Below are 21,918 nucleotides of genomic sequence, written 5' to 3'. Positions count from 1 at the left end.
GGCGCTCCTCAGGCGTAGGGGCTGTCGGCGCCCGCGGCGGCGGGACGCGGGGCGCGGGCCGGGCAGCAGCCCACCGGGCAGAGGTTGCGGCCGGCGCCGAGCGCGCCCAGGGCGCAGGGTGTGACCTGCCGCCCGCTCTCGACTTCGGCGCGCTCCAGGACGAGTTCGCGGATCGCGGCGGCGAAGCGCGGATCGGCGCCGACGGTGGCCGAGCGGCGTACGGGCAGGCCCAGTTCCTCGGCCTTGGCCCTGGCCTCCGTGTCGAGGTCGTAGAGGACCTCCATGTGGTCGGAGACGAAGCCGATGGGTGCCATGACGACCGCGGGGGCGCCGGCCGCGTGGCGCTCCTCCAGGTGGTCGCAGATGTCGGGCTCCAGCCACGGGATCTGCGGGGCGCCGGAGCGGGACTGGTAGACGAGCTGCCAGGGGTGGTCGACGCCGGTGCGCTCGCGGACGGCGTCGGCGATCAGCCGGGCCGCGTCCAGGTGCTGCGCGACGTACGCCCCGCCGTCTCCGTGGTCCTCGACCGGGCCGGAGCTGTCGGCCGCGGCGGTCGGGATGGAGTGGGTCGAGAAGGCGAGGTGTGCGCCGTCCCGGACGTCCTCGGGGAGGTCGGCGAGGGATTCGAGCACCCCGTCGATCATCGGCTCCAGGAAGCCGGGGTGGTTGAAGTAGTGGCGCAGCTTGTCGACCTTCGGGAGGTCGAGGCCCTCGGCCTGGAGGGCGGCCAGGGAGTCGGCGAGGTTCTCGCGGTACTGGCGGCAGCCCGAGTACGACGCGTAGGCGCTGGTGGCGAGGACGAGGACGCGGCGGCGGCCGTCGGCGACCAGCTCGCGCAGGGTGTCCGTCAGGTACGGGGCCCAGTTGCGGTTGCCCCAGTACACCGGCAGGTCCAGGCCGTGGTCCGCGAAGTCCTTGCGGAGGGCGTCCAGGAGGGCGCGGTTCTGGTCGTTGATGGGGCTGACCCCGCCGAACAGGAAGTAGTGCTGCCCCACTTCCTTGAGGCGTTCCTTGGGGATGCCTCGCCCACGCGTCACGTTCTCCAGGAACGGAACCACGTCGTCCGGGCCCTCGGGGCCGCCGAACGAGAGCAGGAGCAGGGCGTCGTAGGGGGTGGCATCGAGCACGTCTGGCATGCGTCCGATCCTGCCACCCGCCACTGACAGCCGGGAAACGGCGGGGTGGTGTGCCGGGATCCGGGCGCGGTACGGGCGGGTGCGTCGCGGCCGACCTGCTCGTAAGCTGTATCAGCCGCATTCGCACCTTACCGAGCCGCCACTGCTCCTTTCCGACCGGAGAACCCCGTGCCCAGCCCCTATCGCGCCCTGTTCGCCGCCCCCGGCTCCAGGGGCTTCTCCGCCGCGGGGTTCCTCGGCCGGATGCCCTTGTCGATGATGGGCATCGGCGTGGTCACGATGATCTCGCAGATCAACAGGCGCTACGGGCTCGCGGGCGCGCTGTCGGCCACCATCGCGCTGGCCGCCGCGGCGATCGGGCCCCGGATCTCGCGGTGGGTCGACCAGTACGGGCAGCGCCGGGTGCTGCGTCCGGCGACCCTCGTCGCGCTGACCGCGGCGGCCGGGCTGCTGCTGGCGGCCCGCTTCGAGTGGCCGGAATGGGTCCTGTTCGTGTGCGCCGCCGGGATCGGGTCGGTGCCGAGCCTGGGCGCGATGGTCCGCGCGCGCTGGGCGGCCGTGTACCGGGGCACCCCGCAGTTGCACACGGCGTACTCCCTGGAGTCCGTGGTGGACGAGGTGTGCTTCATCTTCGGGCCGATCATCTCCATCGGACTGTCCACGGCGTGGTTCCCGGAGGCCGGTCCCCTGCTGGCCGCCTGCTTCCTGGCGGTCGGTGTCTTCTGGCTGACCGCCCAGCGCGCCACCGAGCCCGAGCCGCACCCGCGCGTGCGGGGCGCCGCCAACGGCGGTTCGGCGCTGCGGGCGGCCGGTCTGCAGGTGCTGGTGGCCACGTTCGTGGCGACCGGGGCGATCTTCGGTGCGGTCGACGTGGTGACCGTCGCGTTCGCCGACGAGCGGGGTCACAAGGCCGGCGCCAGCGTGGTGCTCGCCCTGTACGCGGCGGGCTCCTGCGCGGCGGGCGTCGTGTTCGGGCTGCTGCGCTTCCGCGGAGCCCCCGAACGTCGGTGGCTGCTGGGCATATGCGCGATGGCCGTGAGTATGATCCCCCTCCTACTGGTCGGAAACTTGCCGCTTCTGGCCGTGGCGCTGTTCCTTGCGGGCCTGTCCATCGCACCCACGATGATCACGACGATGTCCCTCATAGAAGAGCACGTACCTCGCGCGAAGCTCACCGAGGGCATGACCTGGGTGAGCACCGGCCTGGCGGTCGGGGTCGCGCTCGGCTCCTCCGTCGCCGGCTGGGTGATCGACGCGGCCGGCGCGCGTGCGGGGTACGGGGTTCCGGTCGTCGCCGGGGCCGTCGCGGTCGCGGTCGGTTTCCTCGGGTACCGCCGGCTCAGCAGACCGGCGACGGGTCGGGGAGGCACCGTTGTTGAGCACCAACGCGAGCGCGAGGAACGGCACGTGGCGTAACTGGGGCGGCACGGTCGCGTCCCGTCCCGCACGGGAGGTCACGCCGGCCTCGGTCGAGGAACTGGCGGCGGCCGTGCGGAGGGCCGCCGAGGACGGCCTGACGGTGAAGGCGGTCGGCTCCGGGCACTCCTTCACGTCGATCGCCGCCACCGACGGCGTATTGATCCGCCCTCAACTGTTGACCGGCATCCGCGACATTGATCGTGACGCCATGACGGTCACGGTCGAGGCGGGCACCCCGCTCAAGAGACTCAACATGGCCCTCGCGCGCGAGGGTCTGTCGCTCACCAACATGGGCGACATCATGGAGCAGACGGTGTCGGGCGCGACCAGCACCGGCACCCACGGCACCGGCCGTGAGTCGGCCTCGATCGCCGCCCAGATCAGGGGACTCGAGCTGGTCACCGCGGACGGCTCGGTGCTCACCTGCTCCGCGAAGGAGAATCCGGAGGTCTTCGCGGCCGCGCGGATCGGCCTCGGCGCCCTGGGTGTCGTCACGGCGATCACCTTCGCCGTGGAGCCCGTCTTCCTGCTCACGGCCCGCGAGGAGCCGATGACCTTCGACGAGGTCACCGGACGCTTCGACGAACTCTGGGCCGAGAACGAGCACTTCGAGTTCTACTGGTTCCCGCACACCGGCAGCACCAACACCAAGCGCAACAACCGCAGCGCGGGCCCCGAGAAGCCGGTGAGCCCGGTCTCCGGCTGGTTCGAGGACGAGTTCCTCTCCAACGGCGTCTTCCAGGTGGCCCAGTGGGTCGGCCGCGCGGCGCCCGGCACGGTCCCCTCGATCGCCCAGATCTCCAGCAAGGCCCTGTCGGCGCGGACGTACACCGACATCCCCTACAAGGTCTTCACCTCGCCGCGCCGGGTGCGCTTCGTGGAGATGGAGTACGCCGTCCCGCGCGCGGCCCTCGTCGAGACCCTGCGCGAGCTGAAGACCATGGTCGACCGCTCGGACCTGAGGATCAGCTTCCCCGTGGAGGTGCGCACCGCCCCCGCGGACGACATCGCCCTCTCCACGGCCTCCGGCCGCGACAGCGCGTACATCGCCGTCCACATGTTCAAGGGCACGCCCTACCAGGCGTACTTCACCGCCGCCGAGCGCATCTTCACCGCGCACGAGGGCCGGCCGCACTGGGGCAAGGTGAACACCCGGGACGCGGAGTACCTCGCCGGGGTCTATCCGCGCTTCGGCGAGTTCACGGCGCTGCGGGACCGGCTGGATCCCGACCGGCGGTTCCAGAACGACTACTTGCGGAGGGTGCTGGGTCAGTAGCCGACGCGCTGGACATGGAGGTCGGCGTACCACCGCCGTCCGAGGCGCTCGGCGTCGGCGTCGGACTGGACGGGGAATCGGTCGGAGCGGGCTGGTCGTCACCGGACCTCGGGGTCAAGGACGTGTCGTGTCCGGTGACGGCGGCGCGGGCCGTGGTCCCCTTGCCGCCGCCGAAGCCGCCGCCGAAGCTGTCGCCGGACACCAGTTCGTACACGGTGATCCCGGTCATGGTGACCCCGAAGACGAGGGCCGCGGCGAGCACCGGGCACCGCCGACCGGCCGCCCGCGCGCGGTGGAGGGTGCCTTCCGTGAACTCGCCGGGGTGCGTGGGCCGTTGCTGCGGGGACCTGGACGTGACGGTCGCCTCCCGGAGCGTCGCGCCGGTCCGGCTGAAGGGGACGTACGGCCGAAACCAATAGTTCCGTTTCGGGCTATTGCGTGAAGTACGCCACTTTCAAGATCGCCCGAACCCCGCTCCACACCGCCAAGTCCCGCCCAGCGCAAGAAGTTGGGCGGCGTGCCAATCCACGCACGTGGTCCAAATGGAGTACTGTTGCGAGCCCTGGGTCAGGCCTCCCGCCAGGGCGTCCACAGCCTTTTGGACCGCCCAGAAGGGGCCAGTTGCACAGGGTGACGTAGTTGGTCACTTAGCGTTGCGAATAGGTAACCGTGCCATAACGGCGAGTCCGGGCCCGTGCCCGACACGCCGGGCAACTCGGCAAGGTTGTGGCAGGCTGCACCCGGGCAGGCCACACTCGACTAGCGGAAGCAGCGACGCACGTGACGTCGGCAGGCACCACCCGGGAGGTCCCCATGCCCGAACTGCGTGTCGTGGCCGTCTCTAACGACGGCACACGGCTGGTGCTGAAGGCTGCGGACAGCACGGAGTACACGCTTCCGATTGACGAGCGTCTGCGCGCCGCCGTACGCGGCGACCGTCCCCGCCTCGGCCAGATCGAGATCGAGGTGGAGAGCCATCTCCGCCCCCGAGACATCCAGGCACGTATACGTGCCGGCGCCTCCGCCGAGGAGGTCGCCCAGCTCGCCGGCATCCCCGTCGACCGGGTGCGCCGCTTCGAGGGCCCCGTCCTCGCCGAGCGCGCCTTCATGGCCGAGCGGGCCCGGAAGACCCCCGTCCGCCGCCCCGGTGAGAACGCCGGACCCCAGCTCGGCGAGGCCGTCCAGGAGCGGCTGACGCTGCGCGGCGCCGAGAAGGACACCGTCCAGTGGGACTCCTGGCGCCGCGACGACGGCACCTGGGAGGTCCTGCTGGTCTACCGGGTCGCGGGCGAACCGCACTCGGCGAGCTGGACGTACGACCCGCCCCGGCGACTCGTCCAGGCCGTCGACGACGAGGCACGCTCGCTGATCGGCGAGTCCGACGACCTCGCCGCCACCCCCGAGCCCAGCTTCCCGTTCGTCCCGCGGATCGCCCGGCTGCCCCGTGACCGCCCGCTGGACCGTGCCCTGGAGCGCCCGGAGCGTCCCGCGCTGCCGTCGCCCGAGCCGGTGATCGAGGAGAGCGAGCGCGACTCGCTGACCAGCCTCCTGGAGGCGGTACCGAGCTTCCGCGGCGACATGGTGGTCCCCGAGCGCCCCTCGGAGACCCCGGAGGAGCCCGTCGAGGAACCGGAGGCGGAGGAGCCCCCGGCGCCCGCGGCCTCGGCCGGTTCGGCCTACGCGGACGTCCTGATGCCCCGTTCCGTCGGCGCCCACCGCGACCGGCTCATCGGCTCGACCGACCGCCAGGCGGAGGCGGACGGCGTCCGTCCGGGCCGTAGAGCGGCGGTTCCGAGCTGGGACGAGATCGTCTTCGGGACACGAAGGAAGAAGCAGGACTAGTCCGTCGTACGACGAGAGGGCCCGCGCCGGTTTCGGGACGGTGTTGGCTCATTCCGCTGCGGCGATGCGGGCCACGGTGAGTCCGTGCCGGAGGTCCTGGGTGCTGTCGCCGCGAATGTGACACTTCCCGCCGGGAGTGTCACATTCGCGGAACTGGGACCCGGCCGCCCATGGCTGTGCCAACAGCGTCCGGTTTCGGCCGCGGGCCCTTTTCGTCTCCTACGGGTGCTACTGCGGGTCGGGGCCGACGGCGACCGGTCGCTCCGGGTCCGCGGACCACTCCGACCAGGAGCCGACGTAGAGCGCGGCCGGGATGCCCGCGACCGCCAGCGCCAGCACCTCGTGGGCGCCCGAGACGCCCGAGCCGCAGTACACGCCGACGTCCGCGCCTTCTGTAGCGCCCAACGACTTGAAGCGGGCGGCCAGTTCCTCCGCCGGGAGGAAGCGGCCGTCCGTGCCCACGTTCTCGTTGGTCGGCGCGGACAGCGCGCCGGGGATGTGGCCGCCCACCCGGTCGATCGGCTCGACCTCGCCCCGGTAACGCTCCCCCGCGCGCGCGTCGAACAGCACCCCGGTGCGGGCCAGCGCGGCGGCCCCGTCGGCGTCCAGGAGGGGTACGGCTCCCGGTTCCGGTGTGAAATCGCCCTCGGCCGGTGCCGGTGCGTCCGTCTCCAAGGGCCCCTCCCACGAGGGAAGGCCGCCGTCGAGCACACGCACGTCCGGGTGACCCGTCCAGCGCAGCAGCCACCACGCGCGGGCCGCCGCCCAGCCCTGACCGCCGTCGTACACGACGACCGGGCGGCCGGTAGACACGCCCGCGCGGCGCATCGCGGCGCCGAACCGCGCGGTGTCGGGCAGGGGGTGCCGGCCGCGGGTGCCGGGTGCCGAGGCGAGTTCCTCGTCCAGGTCGACGTAGACGGCGCCCGGGATGTGCCCGGCCGCGTACGCGGCGCGGCCGTCGAAGGGCGGCTCACCTGCGGCCTTCGCGACGCTGAGCTGCCAGCGGACGTCGAGGAGGACCGGCGGGTCGATTCCGGCCAGGTCGCTCGCCAGTTCGGATGCGGAGATGATGGCGTTCATGGTCGCCATCCTTGCGCAAGGGGTGGCCGCCGCGTCCAGGTCCGACTACTGTGCTCCGCCGGACAGCCTCGATCACGAGGCGTACGGGATCGAACACATGCTGTACAACCGATGGACACCCCGCGGCAATCACCCGGAAACGGATGAGTAGCCACAGACCGGTCACCCTCCCCATGTGAGCCGCCTGTCGACGGCGCGGCCGGGGCGCGGTGCGCCACAGGGAGTGCGAGCATCGGCACGGGGCGTGCACGCGGCTGCGGCACGCGGATCCGCAGAGCGGAAGCGACACGGCCACCGCGAGGGGCCGAGGAGAAGGTGACGATGACCGAGGCACGGGGGTCGGCCGGCCTGAACGGCGACACACATGCTCGGCGTACGCAGGGCACACCCTGCTGGGTGAGTCTGATGGTGCACGGGATGACCACGACTCAGGAGTTCTACGGAGAGCTGTTCGGCTGGGAGTTCCAACCCGGCCCCCATCAGCTCGGCCCCTACGCGCGGGCCCTGCTCGACGGCCAGGAGGTGGCCGGCATCGGCCAGCTGCCGCCGGACCGGCACCTGCCCATCGCCTGGACGCCGTATCTCGCCTCGGACGACGTGGACCAGACGGCCGAGACGGTACGGATGTGCGGCGGCACGGTGGGGGTGGGCCCCCTGGACGCCGCCGAGGCCGGCCGCCTGGCGATCGGCTCCGACCCGTCGGGGGCGGTGTTCGGCATCTGGCAGGTCGCGGAACACCTCGGCACGACCGTCACGGGCATCCCCGGCACCCCCGCCTGGAACGAACTGCTGACCTTCGAGACCGCGAGCGTCGCCAAGTTCTACGAGGCGGTGTTCGGCTACGAGGAGGTCCCGGCGGTCTCCGCCGACTTGGACTACGTCACCCTGCATCTGGACGGCCACCCGGTCGCCGGCATCCACGGCGTCGGCACGGCCCTGCCCCGCGACCGGGGCCCGCACTGGATGACGTACTTCGAGGTCGCCGACACGGACGAGGCCCTGCGCCGCGTCACGGACCTGGGCGGCCACACCCTGACCCCACCGCACGACAGCCCGCATGGCCGCGTGGCCACGGTGACGGACCCGGAGGGCGCGATGTTCTCGGTGATCCAGGGGCCGCGTTGACTCTTCGGTGGTCAGCCGTTGGAATCGCACTCCCCTGTCACAACTCAGAGCGTGCCTTTCCCCTGCGGGGACTCCTGGTGATCGCGAATGACACCCGCAATCCGTGCAACGTCGTCCACCGTCAGTCCACTGTGAACCGGAAGGCAGATACCGCCCTCATAGCCAGCCACAGCATTCGGGAAGTCCCGATCGGATGTGTCCGGGCCACGCAACGACGCGAACGCGGGCTGGAGATGGAGCGGGTAGAAGAACGTTCTCGACTCGATCTGATGCGACGTCAGGCGCTCCATGAGGGGCGCCGCGTCGTCCACGAGAGCGACACAGCGGAACGGGACATGGTTGGCGCCTTCAGCGGCTCCCAGGACTCGCACGCCGCGAATGCCGCTCAGCGCATCGCGGTACGCGGCGTACAGTGTCTGCTTCCTCTCCACGATCTGGCTCAGCCTGCGCAGCTGTACGCGTCCCATGGCCGCCTGCATGTCCGTGATGCGGAAGTTGAATCCCACGCTGGGGTGGATGAACGTCCCGCTGTTCATGCGTCCCTGATTGCGGAGCAGGCGCAGGCGCTCGTAGGTCGACTCGTCCCGGCAGGTGACGAATCCGCCCTCGCCCGTCGTGATCGTCTTGTCTGCGAAGAAGGAGAAGCAGCCCACATCGCCGAAGGTGCCGACATGCTGCCCTCGAAAACGCACCCCCATCCCCTGAGCGGCGTCCTCGATGACCCGGAGCCCCCTCTCGTCGGCGAACGCCGACACGGCGGTCATGTCGCACGCCGTCCCGTAGAGGTGCACAGGCATGACGGCCTTCGTGGCCGAGGTCGCCCGCCGTTCGGCATCCGCCATGTTGATCTGGAACGTCGTCGGCTCGACATCGACGAACACCGGCTTGGCTCCGGTCAGAGCCACCGCCGACGCGGAGCCGACGAACGTCGTATCCGGCACGAGCACCTCGTCGCCCGGCCCGACACCGAGCGCCAGGAGCCCCAACGCCAGCGCCAGGGTGCCGTTCGGCGCGAGGACGGCAAACCGGGCGCCGACGTACTCCTTCAGTTCCTCGACGAACGCCGCGGACTCGGGCCCCTCGGTGATCCAGCCCGACTCCACCACCCGGTGGACCGCACGGGCTTCCTCCTCGCCGATGAGCGGCGACACCTGTCGAATCCAGCCGTCACCCGACACGGCCGCCCGATCCACGGGGCGCTCCTGAGGACGTTGTGAGGAACCGCTCGTAGGAGTCGCGGAGCCCGCCGTCGAAATCGACGCGGGGCACCCAGCCCATGGCCCTGATCCGGCTGGAGTCGACCCACTTGCGCGGCGCGCCGTCGGGACGCGAGGGGTCGAAGCGGAGCTCGCCGTCGAAGCCGGCGATCGTACAGATCTTCTCGGCAAGCTCCCGGATCGAGATCTCGGACCCGCTCCCGACGTTCACCGTCTCGGTGTCCGAGTACCGCTCCGCGAGGTGGACCAGTGCATCGGCGCAGTCGTCCACATGCAGGAACTCGCGGAGCGGGGTACCTGAGCCCCAGACCTCGAGCGACTCGGCCCCCGAAGCGACAGCGTCGCGAGCCTTGGACATCAGCGCCGGGATGACGTGTCCGCGTCCCTCGTCGAAGTTGTCGTTCGGCCCGAACAGGCTCGTCGGCATGGCGGAGATGAAGTCGTGGCCGTACTGGATGCGATAGGCCTCGGCCAACTTGATGGCGGAGATTTTCGCCATCGCGTACCACACGTTCGTCGGCTCGATGGCACCGGTGAGCAGCGAGCTCTCCCGCATCGGCTGAGCCGCGTGCTTCGGATAGATGCAGGAAGAGCCGAGCACCATCAGCTTCGGCACGTCGGTACGGACCGCAGCGGAGATGACCGACATGTTGATCGCCAGGTTGTCGGCGATGAAGTCAGCGGGGAAACGGGAGTTCGCATCGATCCCGCCGACCCGGCCGGCCGCGATGAAGATCATGTCCGGCGCGGTGTCCTTGACCCACCGAAGAGTCGCGTCACTGTTGCGCAGGTCGAGCTCGCCGCGGCTTGCGGTGACGAGTTCGACATCGCTCTCCGCGAGACGTCTGACAAGCGCGGATCCCACCATCCCGCCGTGCCCCGCAACCCACACACGTCGGCCGGCCAACGGAAAGACCACTTCACTGACAGGGGAGGTGTGACCACTCAGCTCCGCAACCATCAGGTTCCCCTTTTGACGAGTTCGACAAGGCGCTTCATCTCGTTCTCCTCCGAACCGCAGGCAATCTCGACCAAGAGCCGTTCGGTGGAGAGCAGAATGTTCTGCAGATCGGCGTCCGGAAAAAAGGCCAGGTCGGTGCGCAGTCTCATGTCCGCGTGCTCAGAGAATTCATAGATGTCCAGCGTGAGGTCGCTGAAGCGCACTCCGTCCCCAGGGTCTCTGGCGCCGCAGACCCCACGATCCAGGAGCTGCCTCAGCTCTCCCGGCCGGACCGCGAAGGCTGCCTCGATCTGACGCTGCTGACGGCTCCGCGATTCCGCGTCCTCCACGGGCGTCGTCAGGTTCAGGTTGACCAGGTACGGGAAGAACACCTCTTTCCCGTACTCCGCCTTCATCTCAGCGTACAGATTTTCCATGAGCGCCGGGTCGTACACCCCGTAGCGATATGCCAGGAGAGTGGCGTTGTTCGTCCGGCGGCAGAATTCCTCGAACGTCGGCACTGCGGCGTCCACAGAAAGGCTGGAGGCTTGTGCCACTTTGGCGATGGACATCTGGAGCTTCGGGTTGAATCTGTTTCCGCTCGTCAGGGCGAGGGGAAACCTGTCCTTCGACAATCTGGCGGAAAGAACCGTGCAGTACGTTGCCAGCGTGACGCTCAACGCGCTCACATTCACCCGTCGGGAAATCTGCTGCGCCGCGACCACGACGGCCGGCGAGGTGAGCTGGTACTCCCGCAAGGGTGTGACCACACGGTCGGTCGGCGGGACGTCGAACTCGGCCAGATCGCGGAACCTGGTCCGATGGTATCCGTCGGCCCTCTCCGCCAGCGCTCGCCCGGGCGGGCTCGTCTCGAACTCGACCAACTGGTGCGGCTGCCACGCGGAAGACGTCAGGACGGGCAGACCGAGACTCCTGCGGCAGATTTCGTGGCACGCGATCTCTGCGCCCATGTTGTCCACGGAGGCATGATGTATGGCCAGATAGACATGGGTAGGCCGGCCTTCGAAAGTGACCACCGCGACCCGCACGGGTACTTCGCCGGGCTCGGGTGACAGGGGCCCGAGAAGCGCCACGACCTCGGCCGCCTCCAGCTGCGGTGACGTGGCGGAAAGCTCGGCCACGGAGATGTCACCGCTGCCCATTATTTCCTGGAGCCACCGGCCGTCTCGGCAGACATAGCGCGTACGTAGAGCGTCGTTGCTCTCGTAGGTCAGACGAATGGCAGCAAGCACCCCCTCGACATCGACCCGGCCGCCGTCCAGCGAACCGAATTTGGTGACGTACAGGAGATCGTCAGGGTCGCGCGTGTGAATGTAACTGAGCATCTCACCCTGCGCCCAGCCCAGTTCATAGACGCCCGCGTTGCAGTTCGAGTAAGAAAGGACATGCTTCTTCAAGATTTCCAAGACAAGGCCTTTCCGTGTATTTCCTGAAGCACGACGTTCAGGTTCTCCAGGCTGCTCAACACGGCTTCCGCTGGAAGGCCGAAGTCGATGAGGCAGGCGATTTCATCGACGCCTGTCCGACGGAACTCCTCGGCAACCGCAAGCGCCTGGTCGACCGTGCCGATGAGACTGCAGCCGTGCAGGTACTTCTCATACGCCGGCTGGACCGCGAGACGAGCGTGCCTCAGCCGGATCTGGGCATCCGAGCGGGAACCCTCCTCGGGCCTCATCAGGTTCATCGCGCTCATGAGGTAGTCCTCCAGCGGGCCGCGCACCGCCTGCTCGACCTCGGATTCCGTACGCCCCACATAGGCATGGAGCATGAGCGCGACATGTCCCGATCCCCGGCTGCCACTGTCCCGAAAAGCCTTGCGGTACTCCTGGATCCGCTCGGCCAGCACCGCGGGGGTCTGCGAGGCCAGATGGGTCAGCACGCCGACGCCGAGACGGCCGGCCGCGGCGAAGGTCTCCGGGCTTCCGCCCGAGGAAAGCCACAGCGGAATTCCCTGCTCGTGATCCTCCCGCGTCCCCCGCAGAGCATGCGCGGCCTGCACGGTCGACCGAACACGGTCCTCGAAGCCGGTCGGGTTCAGGACGAAATCGCCACGATTCCATCCCGAGGCGAGCGACACACCGGCCCGCCCGTTGGAGGAGGTGTTGATCAGCCACCAGTCCCGCGCGATCTGCTGGGGGTCGTGCAGTGGCGCGACAACACTTCCAGCGCGTACCGCGACCCGCTCCGTCACCGCCGCAACGGCCGCGCCGGTGACCGCGGGATTCGGGTAGTTCCCGCCGAAGCGATGAAAGTGACGCTCGGGCGTCCACACGGCGGCGAAGCCGTGAGCATCGGCGAACCGCGCGCCATCCAGCAAAAGTTCGTAGCGTTGTGTGGCTTGCCTCGTCGAATCATCCGCGAAATAGAACAGGCTGAGGTCCACGATCGGGGTTCCTTTCTCCGGCACGGCCGACTCTTGAGGCTGTTCCCGAGACGGGTTATCGGCCGAGGTACTCGGTTTGGTGATCGGGTCCATGAGCCAGGAAAGCCTCCACCGCACGACGGTGGTCCTCGGTGCCCGAGACACGGTGCACCACCGCCGACAGGACGGCATCGGCTGCCGCCACACCGCCCCGGAGGTACTCCCTGGTGACCTGCTTCGTCGCCACGTGCGCCTGGGTGGGACCAGTGGCGAGGTCCGATGCGAAGGCGTGCGCCTCGTCCGTGAACGTCGCCGCGCCGAACAGGGCGTTGACGACCCCCCAGTCCGCGAGCGTCGATGCCCGGTACAGCCTGCCCGTCATCACGAGCTCCCGAGCCCTTGAGACACCGGCCCGTTCCGCCAGACGTTGGGTTCCGCCCATCGCCGGTGTGAACGCCACTCTCCGCTCGACCAACCCGAACCGCGCACCGTCCACGGCGACGATGAAGTCACAGGCCAGCGCGATTTCGAAGGCGGCGGTGAGAGTGAGGGCATGGGCTGCGAACACCGTCGGGCACGGCAGCCGCTCCACGGCCTGGACGATGCGCAGATTACGGCGCCAGTACTCCTCGACCTTCTCGGCAGGGGTGTCGCGGAAGATCCGGACATCGACGCCGGCGCTGACCACACGCCCTTGTGCCCTGATCAGCAGGGCCCGCGGCACGTTCTGTTCGCACCAGTCGACGGCCGCGAACCACGCCTGCCACATCGCATCGTCGAACAGGTTGTGCGGCGGACTGGCCAGGGTGAGCACCGCGAGCGGGCCGTCGAACGACAGCCGCAACGGAGCGTCGGGATCTTCCAAAACCGCAGGCACCGCGGTGCCGTCCGCATCGGATACGGACATTGAATTGTTCACGATATTCGCCGAAAGATGGTGATGGCGTTGTTTCCGCCGAATCCAAATGCGTTGTTCTGAACGTAACGAACATCCGGGACCGAGCGGGCCGCTCCCGTGACGAGATTCAGGTCGAGTTCGACCTCGCTCGCATCGACCACGGTCGGAGGCACCAGGCGATGCTTCAGTGTCAGGCAGGCCGCCACAGCGCCGGCCGCGCCCGCAGCGCCCATCATGTGCCCGATGGTTCCCTTGACAGCCGTCACCGCGGCCCTGGGGAAGTCCTCGACGAAGATGTTCCCCTCGATCGCATCGTTGATCCGACTGCCGGTGCCGTGGGCGTAGATGACATCGATCGCGGACGCTTCGAGGCCGGCCTCCCCGAGTGCCCGGCGATGGCACGCCTTGACTCCCTCGGGATCAGGCGCTGTCGGATGGCTGGCGTCGTTGCTGATCGACGCCGCGACCAATTCCGCGTAGGGGTGCTGGTCCTGACGCAGCGAGCGCTCCGTCTGGAGGACCAGTGCGCCGGCGCCCTCGGCGGGCGTGACGAAGCGTCGGTCCTTCGAGAAGGGCCGGCACCCAGTCGGACCGATGGCCTGAAGGCTGCTGAAACCGATGATGTTCTTCTGCGAATAGGCATCGCAGCCCACCACCACCGCGGTCTCGGCAAGGCCTGAGCTGAGCGCGTCCCGAGCACAGGAGAGGGCGGCGTTCGTCGACGCGCAGGTCGCTTGCACCACGAAGGCCGGGCCGACACTTCCCACCACCTGAGCAACGGAGGACCCGATACCGGCACTCGAGAAGCGCGCCGACCCGGCACCGTCGCCCGCACTGATCGCTTCGAGCACGTCGGCCTGGCCATCACTGGTGCCGACGCAGACCACCGACCGTGACAGTAAGGGGTCTCCGGCGAGGAGACCGGCGTCCTCAATGGCCTCCGTCGCGGCGTACGCGGCGTAGATCTCCGCCATCCGAGATTGCGCGCCCACCTCGGTCTTGGTCGCGGCGATCGCGGCCTCGCGGGCCGGCTCCGGCACCCAGGCCCCCAGCGAGCCGAGCTTCATTCCCGTGTAGAGGGGCGAGAGTTCGTCGAAGAGGGGTGCGGCTGCGCAAAGGCCGTCCCAGTACGCCTGCCTGCCGGCTCCTGCGGGCGAGATGATTCCTACACCCGTCACGTACACCCTCGGCGCGGTGGCTGTCATCGGCCGCTCCGTTCCCTGCTCGCATCCGGATCTGCCAGGCGGCTGATCAGCACTTTCCCGCGAGGCCCGCTGACGCCGCGGCACTCCATGCCGACACACTCGCCGTTGTCCAGGTCGCGGGCGGCGCGGAGAAGATCCGCCAGGGCGAAGGCACCGTTACGGCCATAGCCATCGCGGGCAACTCCGTTCGGCCCGTGCAGACTTACCCGAGGAAGCCGTGATGGGCCGACCTCGTCCTCCTCGTGCGGCGCGTCGAACTCGAAGCGTGCCTCGAACTCGGAGCCCGCGGTCAGGCATGTGTGCACGAGCCCGGGGTCACACGCGAGGTGCGGTGTCTCCTTCCCGGCATCCTCGCGGGCTTCCGAGCAGTAGACGTCGCCCACGAGCAGCCTGCTCCCAGAGCTCTTCAGGTAGCCCAGCCCGCACAGGGCCTGCCAGAAGGCCATGATCGGAGTGAGGAGGCTGGCGTTGATCGTGTAGTTTCCGCCGGTTGCTCCGATACGCATGCTGAGAAATGCCGCAGCGGAACTCGAGGTTGCGCTCGGGAAGTATTGCGGAGACAGCCGCCGGCCCTGGGACTCCGCCGCGCGTTGAAGGCCTATGAGAGCAGAAGTGTTTCCGTACTCGGTGCCGACGACGATGACCTGGTTGGCGGCTTCTTGGGACGTATCGAAGGACCTCCCCACCGCATAGAGGCACATGCGAGTGAACCAGTCGCGATAGCGGTCACCTCCAGTACCTATGACCTCGTACAGGTCTTCGGGTGGAGACGAAGGCTCAGAGGAGTCATCTGGCATATCAAGCGCGACCAGGTCGACCTCGCCAAAATTGAACTTGAACAAGATTTCACCTTCAGTCACTAGTTGCGGCGCTCATAACTCATCCGGGCTACAAGTTTTACAGGTACATCCACTGCACCGTGTTGTATCAACGGCTCTTGGAAGTGATCGCTCCGAATCCGCCACAGAACGTTGCGCGGAGACCTTGCGGGCGGCCAGTCCTCAGCGTTGACCACACCCCAGCGTGCGAGAGTCCGAAGAAAGAACGGGTCCGCGGCGATCCATCGTCCGTTCACATTGATATCGAGCCATATGTGCGGTACGGGAAAAGGGGCGCCCACGAAGTAGCCCGACGCCTGGCGAACCGCCAATCCTGCTTCGACAGCCACGTCGGCGAGATGGATGCTTGCCGACCTGCAGTCGGCGATGCGGTACTCACGGAGAAAACCCATGTCCTGCGCAAGTTCAGGGGTGAGTCTGTGGAAGTGGAGCTTCTCGACCTCCTTGACAAGAGCGGAGAAACCATCCTGGAAAGTGTGGTCGTCATTCTGCAGCTGCACGTCCAGGTCGACGTTCCAGCCGGAGATGTCATGAGCCATCGGACCTACTGACCGACCTCCGATTCGAGGGCTCACGGTGAAGTGACACTCGCAATACCCCTCGTGCCCCGGAGTCGGGCAGGACCATGCCAGCTGCGCGGTGCAGCGAGCTGTGGCCATGCGGACCGGGTCCCTGAACGCTCTCGCCCAGAGCGACATGGCGGCACGACTCGCCGAGGGAAGCCCCAGGTCCAATCCCAGATTTTCCAGGTCGAGCGAGTCGAATGCGACCTGCCCGCTCCGGCTCCTATAGGGAAAACCCATACCGATAAGCACGTCGACAAGCTCGCTGTTCACGCCGTAGGCGGTATGCGCCTCCGCCCGCGATACGTTGTACGACCGACACCACTCAGGCTTGACCAGCGCACGGTCCACAGCTTGCCCGAGCCGTTGCGGATCTATGTCATCATATTCCATGTCCACTCACCCCTGAAGTAAATGAAGGTGAGATCACCTCGGCCCCACAATCTCGCCGTTCGACACCAGGTCGTTGGCGTGCGCGAGTTCTGTGACGGCCTCGGTCAGACGTTCTTGAACCGCTTCGATGTCGAGCCGGTGCACAACTTCCTCGACGCCGAGGGCGTGGATCCCCTGGATGTCCTCCGGACTCAGCGCGGTGCCGGCCGCGACGGCCACGCGGCCTGGATTTCCGTTCACGGCCCGGAACTGTTCTTGCAGAAGCGCGATCCGCTCCGCGATCTGATCGAAGCTGAGATCATCCACGATGTAGACACCGGTGTTCATCTCGGCGGAAAGCTCCCGTCCCAGCCCGTCGTCGCCATCGGCGAGCCAGAATGTCGGAGCCGCCTGCTGCGGAGCAGGGTAGATACGGACGTTGTACTCGTTCTCCCCTGGTCCGGCGCGCAGAACGTCCTTTCCGTTCCACAGGTCACGGGTGGAAAGCAGCTGTGCACGCGTACGGTCGGCTGCCTCGGCAGGATAAAGCAGCTCGACGCGTGAGTCCGAGAGGTTGTCCACGACTGACCAATCCTCCGCTACTCGCAGAGGATCATGGCCTGACTCCGCCATTTCGACACGCAGCCGGATGTTCTGGGTGCTGACGGACACAGCCGCGGCTACGAGCGCAGGATTGGGCCGGACCCTGTCGACGGTACGGTCACCACCGGTCAGCCATATCGAGTGGAATCCACAGAGCTCCGCCGTACGCGCGGCTTCCACCACCGCACGCCAGCCCTCCTTCTCCCAGCTTGTGCCGACGCCGACTGCTATCGAAAGCCCGCAGAGCCGTGTGTCGTCGCCGCGCCGCGTCTCCTGTGAAGTCGTCATTTCTCATTCCCTAACTCCATGGCCAGCGTTTCCCACAGCTGGGCAGTGGCCGTACTCAATCGTTCGAAACGCTCATCTATGCGATCCGCTATCGATCTCGAGGACGTCGCTTCGAACTTGAGCGACTGCAGTCCGAGTACACGCCAGTCGTCCATCAGCGCCTGGCACAGGTCAGAGATATGTTCCGGCGCTTCGGCCCGGCGCAGTGATTGGTCGAGCAGTTTTAGACCCGGGAGAACGTAGAGAACGTTCACATGGTCGAAGAGACGTCGCGCCGCGTGCTTGGCGATATCCTCTGTGCTTGCCATGGCGTCTCTGCACAGAAGCCTGTACTCGTGGACGGCGTTGAAGTAACAGGAATTCGTGCGGAAGGCCTCCGATTGTCTCAGGAGACCCGACACCGCAATGTTCCTGCTGTCTGCAGCAGGCGCAGGCGCCGCGACCAATGTATGGAATCTTCCCATATGGTCGAGCGACTTGGAGTATATGCGGTCGAGAATTGCGCCTTCAAATGCGGTGTCCGTCGTCCAGGCAACGCATGAATAACGGCTGCGCTCATCGACGAGCGAGTCGAACACCTTGAGCTGCCTCAGGTCTTCTGACTGCTCCAGGATCAGGACGGCGTGCATGAAGCCCGGATGGGATGAGTAGACATCGGCATAGTCCAGGTGTGCGGAGTTGACCCAGACGACTGCACCGGCGTGCTCGGACAGCAGGCCGTGGAGTTGCTCGCGCCACTCGTCCGGCTTGATCGCGACGTCTCGCGTCTCGTACCCGAGCGAGGCCAGGCCGGAGAGGACGACGGACTCCACTCCGAAGACGAGTTCCGGGCACGACCGTTCGTCCAGGCCGGCCTGGAGGAGGTATCCGTCCCCGGCCTCCATGATGGCCGCCTCCTCGACCTGCCGGTCAGGGAGGAGGGCCAGCCGCTGGAAACTCCCCGAGAAGCAATTGCGTGCCGCTACGGGGAATTGCTCGACTTGGCCCGCCTTCACGTGCTCGATACCAGATCCCATGAACAGGCCTTCAGACCTCGTCGAGCGCGGCGATGAGACGTCGAGGGTCGTGGTTCTCGGTGTTGCTCAGCAGTGCCAGCAGCATCCGTTCGATACCGAAGGCGATGCACATGGAATGCATCGCCGGGCCTTCTGTCGCGGTACCTATATTAAATGACGTGGTGAACAGATCCTGGTGCAGGTTGCGAGAGCCGATGGCGACCTCGCTCACGTTGTCCCAGGGCACCGATATTTCCCGCTTGACGCCACGTGCGAGCTGCACCCTTCGCGTCACCTCTGCGCGGTCACCGTAAAAGACGTCGTTCGCCTTACTGACGGATACCTCGCTGTGCAGCTTGCCGACCAGATCGACGGATTCATTGAACGCCGACTCGCCTTGGTGCACGACCAGGTCTTCATCGCCGATGAGGACGAACTCACGCATCGTGAAGCTTGCCAGCCGGAAGGCCTCGGTCGAAGGCTCGAACCGGTGGCAGGTTCCACGTGCCGTGTAACAACGCAGGTCCCAGCGCTCGTCGACGCCGGAGAGGTGGGCGAAGGTGTGGTAGCAGGTGGAAGGGCTGAGCACCCACTCGTTCTGCTTCGGGATCTCGAGCGAGGCGACCTCGTGGGGCACCGCGCTCATGGGAATGCAGGGGAGCTTGTCGAAGAAGTCGATCGCCTCGAGCACATCCCGCTGAATCAGAGTGGTGCAGGAATGTGGGCTGAGCGGGAAGCGCTTCTCGAAGAAGCGGACCAGCGCGCGGTCCAAGGACTCGAAAGCCTCGAAGAGCGGACCGTGGAACCGGTAGCCAATGAGTCCGGTCTCGTTCGAAACCGATGAAATAAGTCGCTTGGTATGCAAATCGTCGAGCATCGCATTGCCACGCACCTGGGAGACCTCCTGTAGCGCTTCCATTCAGTCCGCCGCCCGGCTGACTTCGAGCCAGAGCTCTTCGACGGTACTCACGTCCGCCGAAACGTCGTCGCTCAACTCGACGCTGTACTCGCCCTCCAGGTTCACGATGAGGTCCATGAGCTTGAGCGAATCGACGCCGAGCTCATTCCGCAGGTTCTGCTCGCCGGTGATCACCAGATCGTCGGGAAGTTCCGCGACGGACCGCAATATGGTTTCAAATCGGTCATCGAACATTGTCGCGCTGCCTTCTTTCTGCGAGGGTTCGAGGGAGACGCTGGCCCACTCGGGGCTACGGAAGGTACTTCAGTACCGTGAGTCGCAGGCTGCGGATGCTCTTGAAGGTCTCAAAAGACAGATCCTCGTCGGACAGCGAGACACTGAAAGCCTGCTCGACTGCGACGACGATTCCGATCGTTCCCACCGAGTTCAAGCCCAGGTCCTTCAAATTGTCATCCACATGAATAGGGACATGGGGTTCGAGATCGGGGCAGCATTCCCTGACAATTTCTTCCAGCTGCGCATCTATCGTTTCTATGCTCATGTGAGACCTTCTCCATCAAGGAGTCGCAAATAAGGAAGTTGTTCATGGCCGAGGGGATGCAGAGCATCGCTTCGTGGCCGATGGCGCTGCGCCGGCACGGTTTTGAGGTCCGCTTCGACCAGCACCGAAGCCAGCTCCGTCACGAGCGTCTTCGGTTTCCAGCCGAGGCGGGCGGTCCCGGTCGCGACGGCGTAATCGCCCGATTCATCATCCTGCAGCATGAGCCATATCGCCTCGCCGTACCTGGACGCTTGTAGAGAAATGGCAGTCGAGCTTCAGCAGCCTGATAGCCTCCAGGATGCGAATCGTCCCCATGCCGGTGATATCACCTGTGAACTCGGGCTGGTCGAAGCTGACTCGCACGGAGTTCTGAGCGGCGAGACGGTACATCTCGCAGGCTGGATCTCCTGGAGGAGGGCGATCAAGCGAGAACTTTCCGCGAGATCTCCGTAGCGCAGATGCAGTCCGGACTCCTCTGCGTGCAACGCGGCACTCAGACGTGCCAGACGCCCGACGCTGGACAAGGACCCTCGCCGGATGCCCCCGTGAACCTCGTGTCCCCCGTCCAGTAGAAAGTACCGTCTTGGCCGGCCAGGCCGGTATTCAATGCCCTCTTGGTCGTGTCCTTGCACTTCTTTCTGGGTAGAAACCCAATGACCGTAAAGAGCGGGAGAGAGAAGCTCATGCCGTCACTCGCCTGGTGTCCAATGTGCGGGAGTTATCCACTCCGAGTAAACGTCGCGATGTTCGGGCGTATACCAATGACGCGGGCGGACGATCTCGGTTGAGCCGGAGAGGAAGGCTCCCCACCAGGAAAATGACGAATTGGCGATGACAAGTCGGCTGCAGCGCGTCATGCAGGCGAGATCGAGGAAGCCGACCGGCTGACAGGTCATGCGAGCACCGTCGAGGAACGGCATGTGTTCCGCAACCCACTGGGGATCGTCGGTGAAGACGATGATGTTCGCGGCCGAGAAGCGTTCAATAGCCTCCCGGTAGTAGCTCGCCGTCGGCAGCGGATATTTGTCCGGGTACTGAAGGTAGTCGCCACGTCGAACATGGATGCCCGTCACATCACCGCGCTCGAGAACATCTCCGTAGAGGGCGTCCACTTCGTCGAGAACGTGCTTGGCCGGCGTCAGATACTCTCTGACCTGCTGTTCATATGGCCACCACAGTCGGATGTCCTGCAGTACGAACCTGTCCACCGGCTTGAGATAATCCACGAGATCGTAGACTTGAACGTCATTCTCGTCGGGCAAGGCGAACCACGAACTCGGAAGACTGAAGGCATTGCCGTATATCCAGGCCGGCAGCCGTATCGGCAGGCCGAGTTCCAGCGAGCGGCCTATCACTGCGGCGATCTGCCACAGCTGGTTTCCAAGCCTGCCATCAAGGCCGAGCGTGGAGAACGTGACTGCGCGCTCACGCATTGCGCGACACCTCCTGCGGATCGATCGCCCGTGCCGCTGACCGATGTGTGGTGCCCAGAATCCGGGCGAGACGCTGGTAGTGCGTGAAATGAGATCCCGCGACCACTGAATCTTCGCCCGAGTCGGGATATCCCCCCGACCAGTCGCTGACTTGGCCGTGTGCCTCGGAGATCAGCAGCGCGGTGGCAAGCCTTGCGGCCGGATCCGCCACCCGGCCCAGGAAACCGGCCGCGCGGCCCTCGGCCACGTCGAGCAGCGCCAGGACCTCCGACCCAGCGGGAACGATGCGGTAGCCGGATTCCGTAAGCGATTTCTCGACGGAGTCCAACCGATCCGCGGCAGGCACCGACCAGCCCACGTTCTGAACTGAGTCATCCTTCGGGGTGTCCGAGCCTGTCTCCTCATGGCGCGGCACGGCTCTGGCTCCCAGTGTCGCGCTGTGAACAGATCCAGTCGTCGAGACATATACCGCGGCACTGGTGAGAACGCCGGCCGTCGTCCAGGCAAGGGATGTGGTGTAGCCGACAACGGATCCCGAGTCGTCAGTCAGTTCCGAGGATCCCAGATGCCAGCGATTTCGGCTGTTCGGATTCTCCGGTCCACCTGCCGGGCAGACACGCATCAGAAAGTCGAGAACCCGCTGGTCCGCCTCGATGTGATCCGCACTGTCCGCTGCATTCAGAATAGCTGCGCGGCCGGTCTCTATTTGCGCTTGCGGAAAATTGCTCCACATATCACTCATCCTTGGAGTCTCGGCGCCAATTGATCACTTCTGCAGCTTCCTTCCGGCGACCGTCAGCGGGCTCAGATTTTTTCCCAGGTGAAGGGTCATCTCAATCCAGGT

Annotated in this window: 23 protein-coding genes and 1 pseudogene; 5 read left to right on the top strand and 19 right to left on the bottom strand. The window is 66.5% G+C overall.

Translation table 11 applies throughout. From position 1 onward, the window contains the following. Nucleotides 1-8 precede the first annotated feature (8 nt). The gene (locus ACIQBL_RS45625) at nt 9-1,136 is read right to left on the bottom strand and encodes a ferrochelatase (RefSeq protein WP_401954304.1); all 1,128 of its coding nucleotides are present in this window, start codon (nt 1,134-1,136) and stop codon (nt 9-11) included. A gap of 168 nt (nt 1,137-1,304) precedes the next feature. Between ACIQBL_RS45625 and ACIQBL_RS45620 the strand changes: the two genes are divergently transcribed. From ACIQBL_RS45620 to sepH, 4 genes are all read left to right on the top strand, one after another. Further along, nucleotides 1,305-2,552: an MFS transporter gene (locus ACIQBL_RS45620; RefSeq protein ID WP_401954301.1), complete on the top strand. Its 1,248-nt coding sequence runs from the start codon at nt 1,305-1,307 to the stop codon at nt 2,550-2,552. Further along, complete coding sequence (locus ACIQBL_RS45615) at nt 2,512-3,831, top strand: D-arabinono-1,4-lactone oxidase (protein WP_401954298.1); 1,320 nt, start codon at nt 2,512-2,514, stop codon at nt 3,829-3,831. The genes ACIQBL_RS45620 and ACIQBL_RS45615 overlap by 41 nt, the downstream gene beginning before the upstream one ends. Nucleotides 3,832-3,845: 14 nt before the next feature. Beyond that, nucleotides 3,846-4,250, top strand: a complete 405-nt coding sequence (locus tag ACIQBL_RS45610) for a hypothetical protein (RefSeq protein ID WP_401954296.1) — start codon at nt 3,846-3,848, stop codon at nt 4,248-4,250. A 394-nt stretch (nt 4,251-4,644) separates the two neighbouring features. Further along, nucleotides 4,645-5,673, top strand: coding sequence for a septation protein SepH (gene sepH / locus ACIQBL_RS45605; RefSeq protein ID WP_401954293.1), 1,029 nt, complete (start codon nt 4,645-4,647; stop codon nt 5,671-5,673). Between the two features lie 228 nt (nt 5,674-5,901). Here the strand turns inward: sepH and ACIQBL_RS45600 are convergent, their stop codons facing one another. After that, complete coding sequence (locus ACIQBL_RS45600) at nt 5,902-6,753, bottom strand: sulfurtransferase (RefSeq protein WP_401954290.1); 852 nt, start codon at nt 6,751-6,753, stop codon at nt 5,902-5,904. Between the two features lie 321 nt (nt 6,754-7,074). Here ACIQBL_RS45600 and ACIQBL_RS45595 point away from each other — a divergent pair, with 321 nt between their 5' ends. Beyond that, the gene (locus ACIQBL_RS45595; protein WP_401954287.1) at nt 7,075-7,878 is read left to right on the top strand and encodes a VOC family protein; all 804 of its coding nucleotides are present in this window, start codon (nt 7,075-7,077) and stop codon (nt 7,876-7,878) included. Between the two features lie 44 nt (nt 7,879-7,922). On the opposite strand, the gene ACIQBL_RS45590 is transcribed toward ACIQBL_RS45595, so the two are convergent. From ACIQBL_RS45590 to ACIQBL_RS45510, 17 genes and pseudogenes are all read right to left on the bottom strand, one after another. After that, a complete protein-coding gene (locus ACIQBL_RS45590; RefSeq protein ID WP_401954285.1) occupies nt 7,923-9,071 on the bottom strand; it encodes a DegT/DnrJ/EryC1/StrS family aminotransferase in 1,149 nt (382 codons plus the stop codon). Beyond that, nucleotides 9,046-10,056 (bottom strand): GDP-L-fucose synthase family protein, encoded by a 1,011-nt coding sequence (locus ACIQBL_RS45585; protein WP_401954282.1) that lies wholly within the window; start codon nt 10,054-10,056, stop codon nt 9,046-9,048. Before ACIQBL_RS45585 ends, ACIQBL_RS45590 begins: the two co-directional genes overlap by 26 nt. Then, nucleotides 10,056-11,453: a hypothetical protein gene (locus ACIQBL_RS45580; protein WP_401954279.1), complete on the bottom strand. Its 1,398-nt coding sequence runs from the start codon at nt 11,451-11,453 to the stop codon at nt 10,056-10,058. Before ACIQBL_RS45580 ends, ACIQBL_RS45585 begins: the two co-directional genes overlap by 1 nt. Then, a complete protein-coding gene (locus ACIQBL_RS45575) occupies nt 11,450-12,439 on the bottom strand; it encodes an LLM class flavin-dependent oxidoreductase (RefSeq protein ID WP_401954276.1) in 990 nt (329 codons plus the stop codon). Before ACIQBL_RS45575 ends, ACIQBL_RS45580 begins: the two co-directional genes overlap by 4 nt. A 55-nt stretch (nt 12,440-12,494) precedes the next feature. Next, nucleotides 12,495-13,325, bottom strand: coding sequence for an enoyl-CoA hydratase/isomerase family protein (locus ACIQBL_RS45570; RefSeq protein ID WP_401954274.1), 831 nt, complete (start codon nt 13,323-13,325; stop codon nt 12,495-12,497). 8 nt (nt 13,326-13,333) lie between these two features. Beyond that, complete coding sequence (locus ACIQBL_RS45565; protein ID WP_401954271.1) at nt 13,334-14,521, bottom strand: beta-ketoacyl synthase N-terminal-like domain-containing protein; 1,188 nt, start codon at nt 14,519-14,521, stop codon at nt 13,334-13,336. Continuing rightward, nucleotides 14,518-15,363 (bottom strand): hypothetical protein, encoded by an 846-nt coding sequence (locus tag ACIQBL_RS45560; RefSeq protein ID WP_401954269.1) that lies wholly within the window; start codon nt 15,361-15,363, stop codon nt 14,518-14,520. Before ACIQBL_RS45560 ends, ACIQBL_RS45565 begins: the two co-directional genes overlap by 4 nt. Before the next feature lie 17 nt (nt 15,364-15,380). Then, nucleotides 15,381-16,316 carry a hypothetical protein gene (locus tag ACIQBL_RS45555; protein ID WP_401954267.1) on the bottom strand — a complete coding sequence of 312 codons (936 nt, stop codon included), beginning with the start codon at nt 16,314-16,316 and terminating at the stop codon, nt 15,381-15,383. Between the two features lie 33 nt (nt 16,317-16,349). Next, entirely contained in the window at nt 16,350-17,186 is an 837-nt protein-coding gene (locus ACIQBL_RS45550; protein ID WP_401954264.1) for an LLM class flavin-dependent oxidoreductase, read from the bottom strand. Then, complete coding sequence (locus ACIQBL_RS45545; protein ID WP_401954262.1) at nt 17,183-18,202, bottom strand: hypothetical protein; 1,020 nt, start codon at nt 18,200-18,202, stop codon at nt 17,183-17,185. The genes ACIQBL_RS45550 and ACIQBL_RS45545 overlap by 4 nt, the downstream gene beginning before the upstream one ends. 10 nt (nt 18,203-18,212) lie before the next feature. Further along, nucleotides 18,213-19,073, bottom strand: a complete 861-nt coding sequence (locus ACIQBL_RS45540) for a hypothetical protein (protein ID WP_401954259.1) — start codon at nt 19,071-19,073, stop codon at nt 18,213-18,215. 27 nt (nt 19,074-19,100) lie between these two features. Continuing rightward, a complete protein-coding gene (locus ACIQBL_RS45535) occupies nt 19,101-19,334 on the bottom strand; it encodes an acyl carrier protein (RefSeq protein ID WP_401954257.1) in 234 nt (77 codons plus the stop codon). Nucleotides 19,335-19,389: 55 nt separating this feature from the next. Beyond that, on the bottom strand, nt 19,390-19,641 hold the full coding sequence (locus tag ACIQBL_RS45530) for an acyl carrier protein (protein ID WP_401954254.1): 252 nt from the start codon (nt 19,639-19,641) through the stop codon (nt 19,390-19,392). Then, complete coding sequence (locus ACIQBL_RS45525) at nt 19,638-19,862, bottom strand: hypothetical protein (RefSeq protein ID WP_401954252.1); 225 nt, start codon at nt 19,860-19,862, stop codon at nt 19,638-19,640. The genes ACIQBL_RS45530 and ACIQBL_RS45525 overlap by 4 nt, the downstream gene beginning before the upstream one ends. Further along, nucleotides 19,849-20,273 (bottom strand): annotated as a pseudogene (locus ACIQBL_RS45520) (GDP-mannose 4,6-dehydratase). Before ACIQBL_RS45520 ends, ACIQBL_RS45525 begins: the two are co-directional and overlap by 14 nt. A 57-nt stretch (nt 20,274-20,330) precedes the next feature. Continuing rightward, nucleotides 20,331-21,074, bottom strand: coding sequence for an alpha-1,2-fucosyltransferase (locus tag ACIQBL_RS45515; RefSeq protein WP_401954249.1), 744 nt, complete (start codon nt 21,072-21,074; stop codon nt 20,331-20,333). Continuing rightward, complete coding sequence (locus tag ACIQBL_RS45510; protein WP_401954247.1) at nt 21,067-21,816, bottom strand: hypothetical protein; 750 nt, start codon at nt 21,814-21,816, stop codon at nt 21,067-21,069. Before ACIQBL_RS45510 ends, ACIQBL_RS45515 begins: the two co-directional genes overlap by 8 nt. Nucleotides 21,817-21,918: the final 102 nt, after the last annotated feature.

The sequence above is a fragment of the Streptomyces sp. NPDC088350 genome (assembly GCF_044753545.1).
Taxonomy (GTDB): Bacteria; Actinomycetota; Actinomycetes; order Streptomycetales; family Streptomycetaceae; genus Streptomyces.
This window is presented reverse-complemented; position numbering and strand designations above follow the sequence as displayed.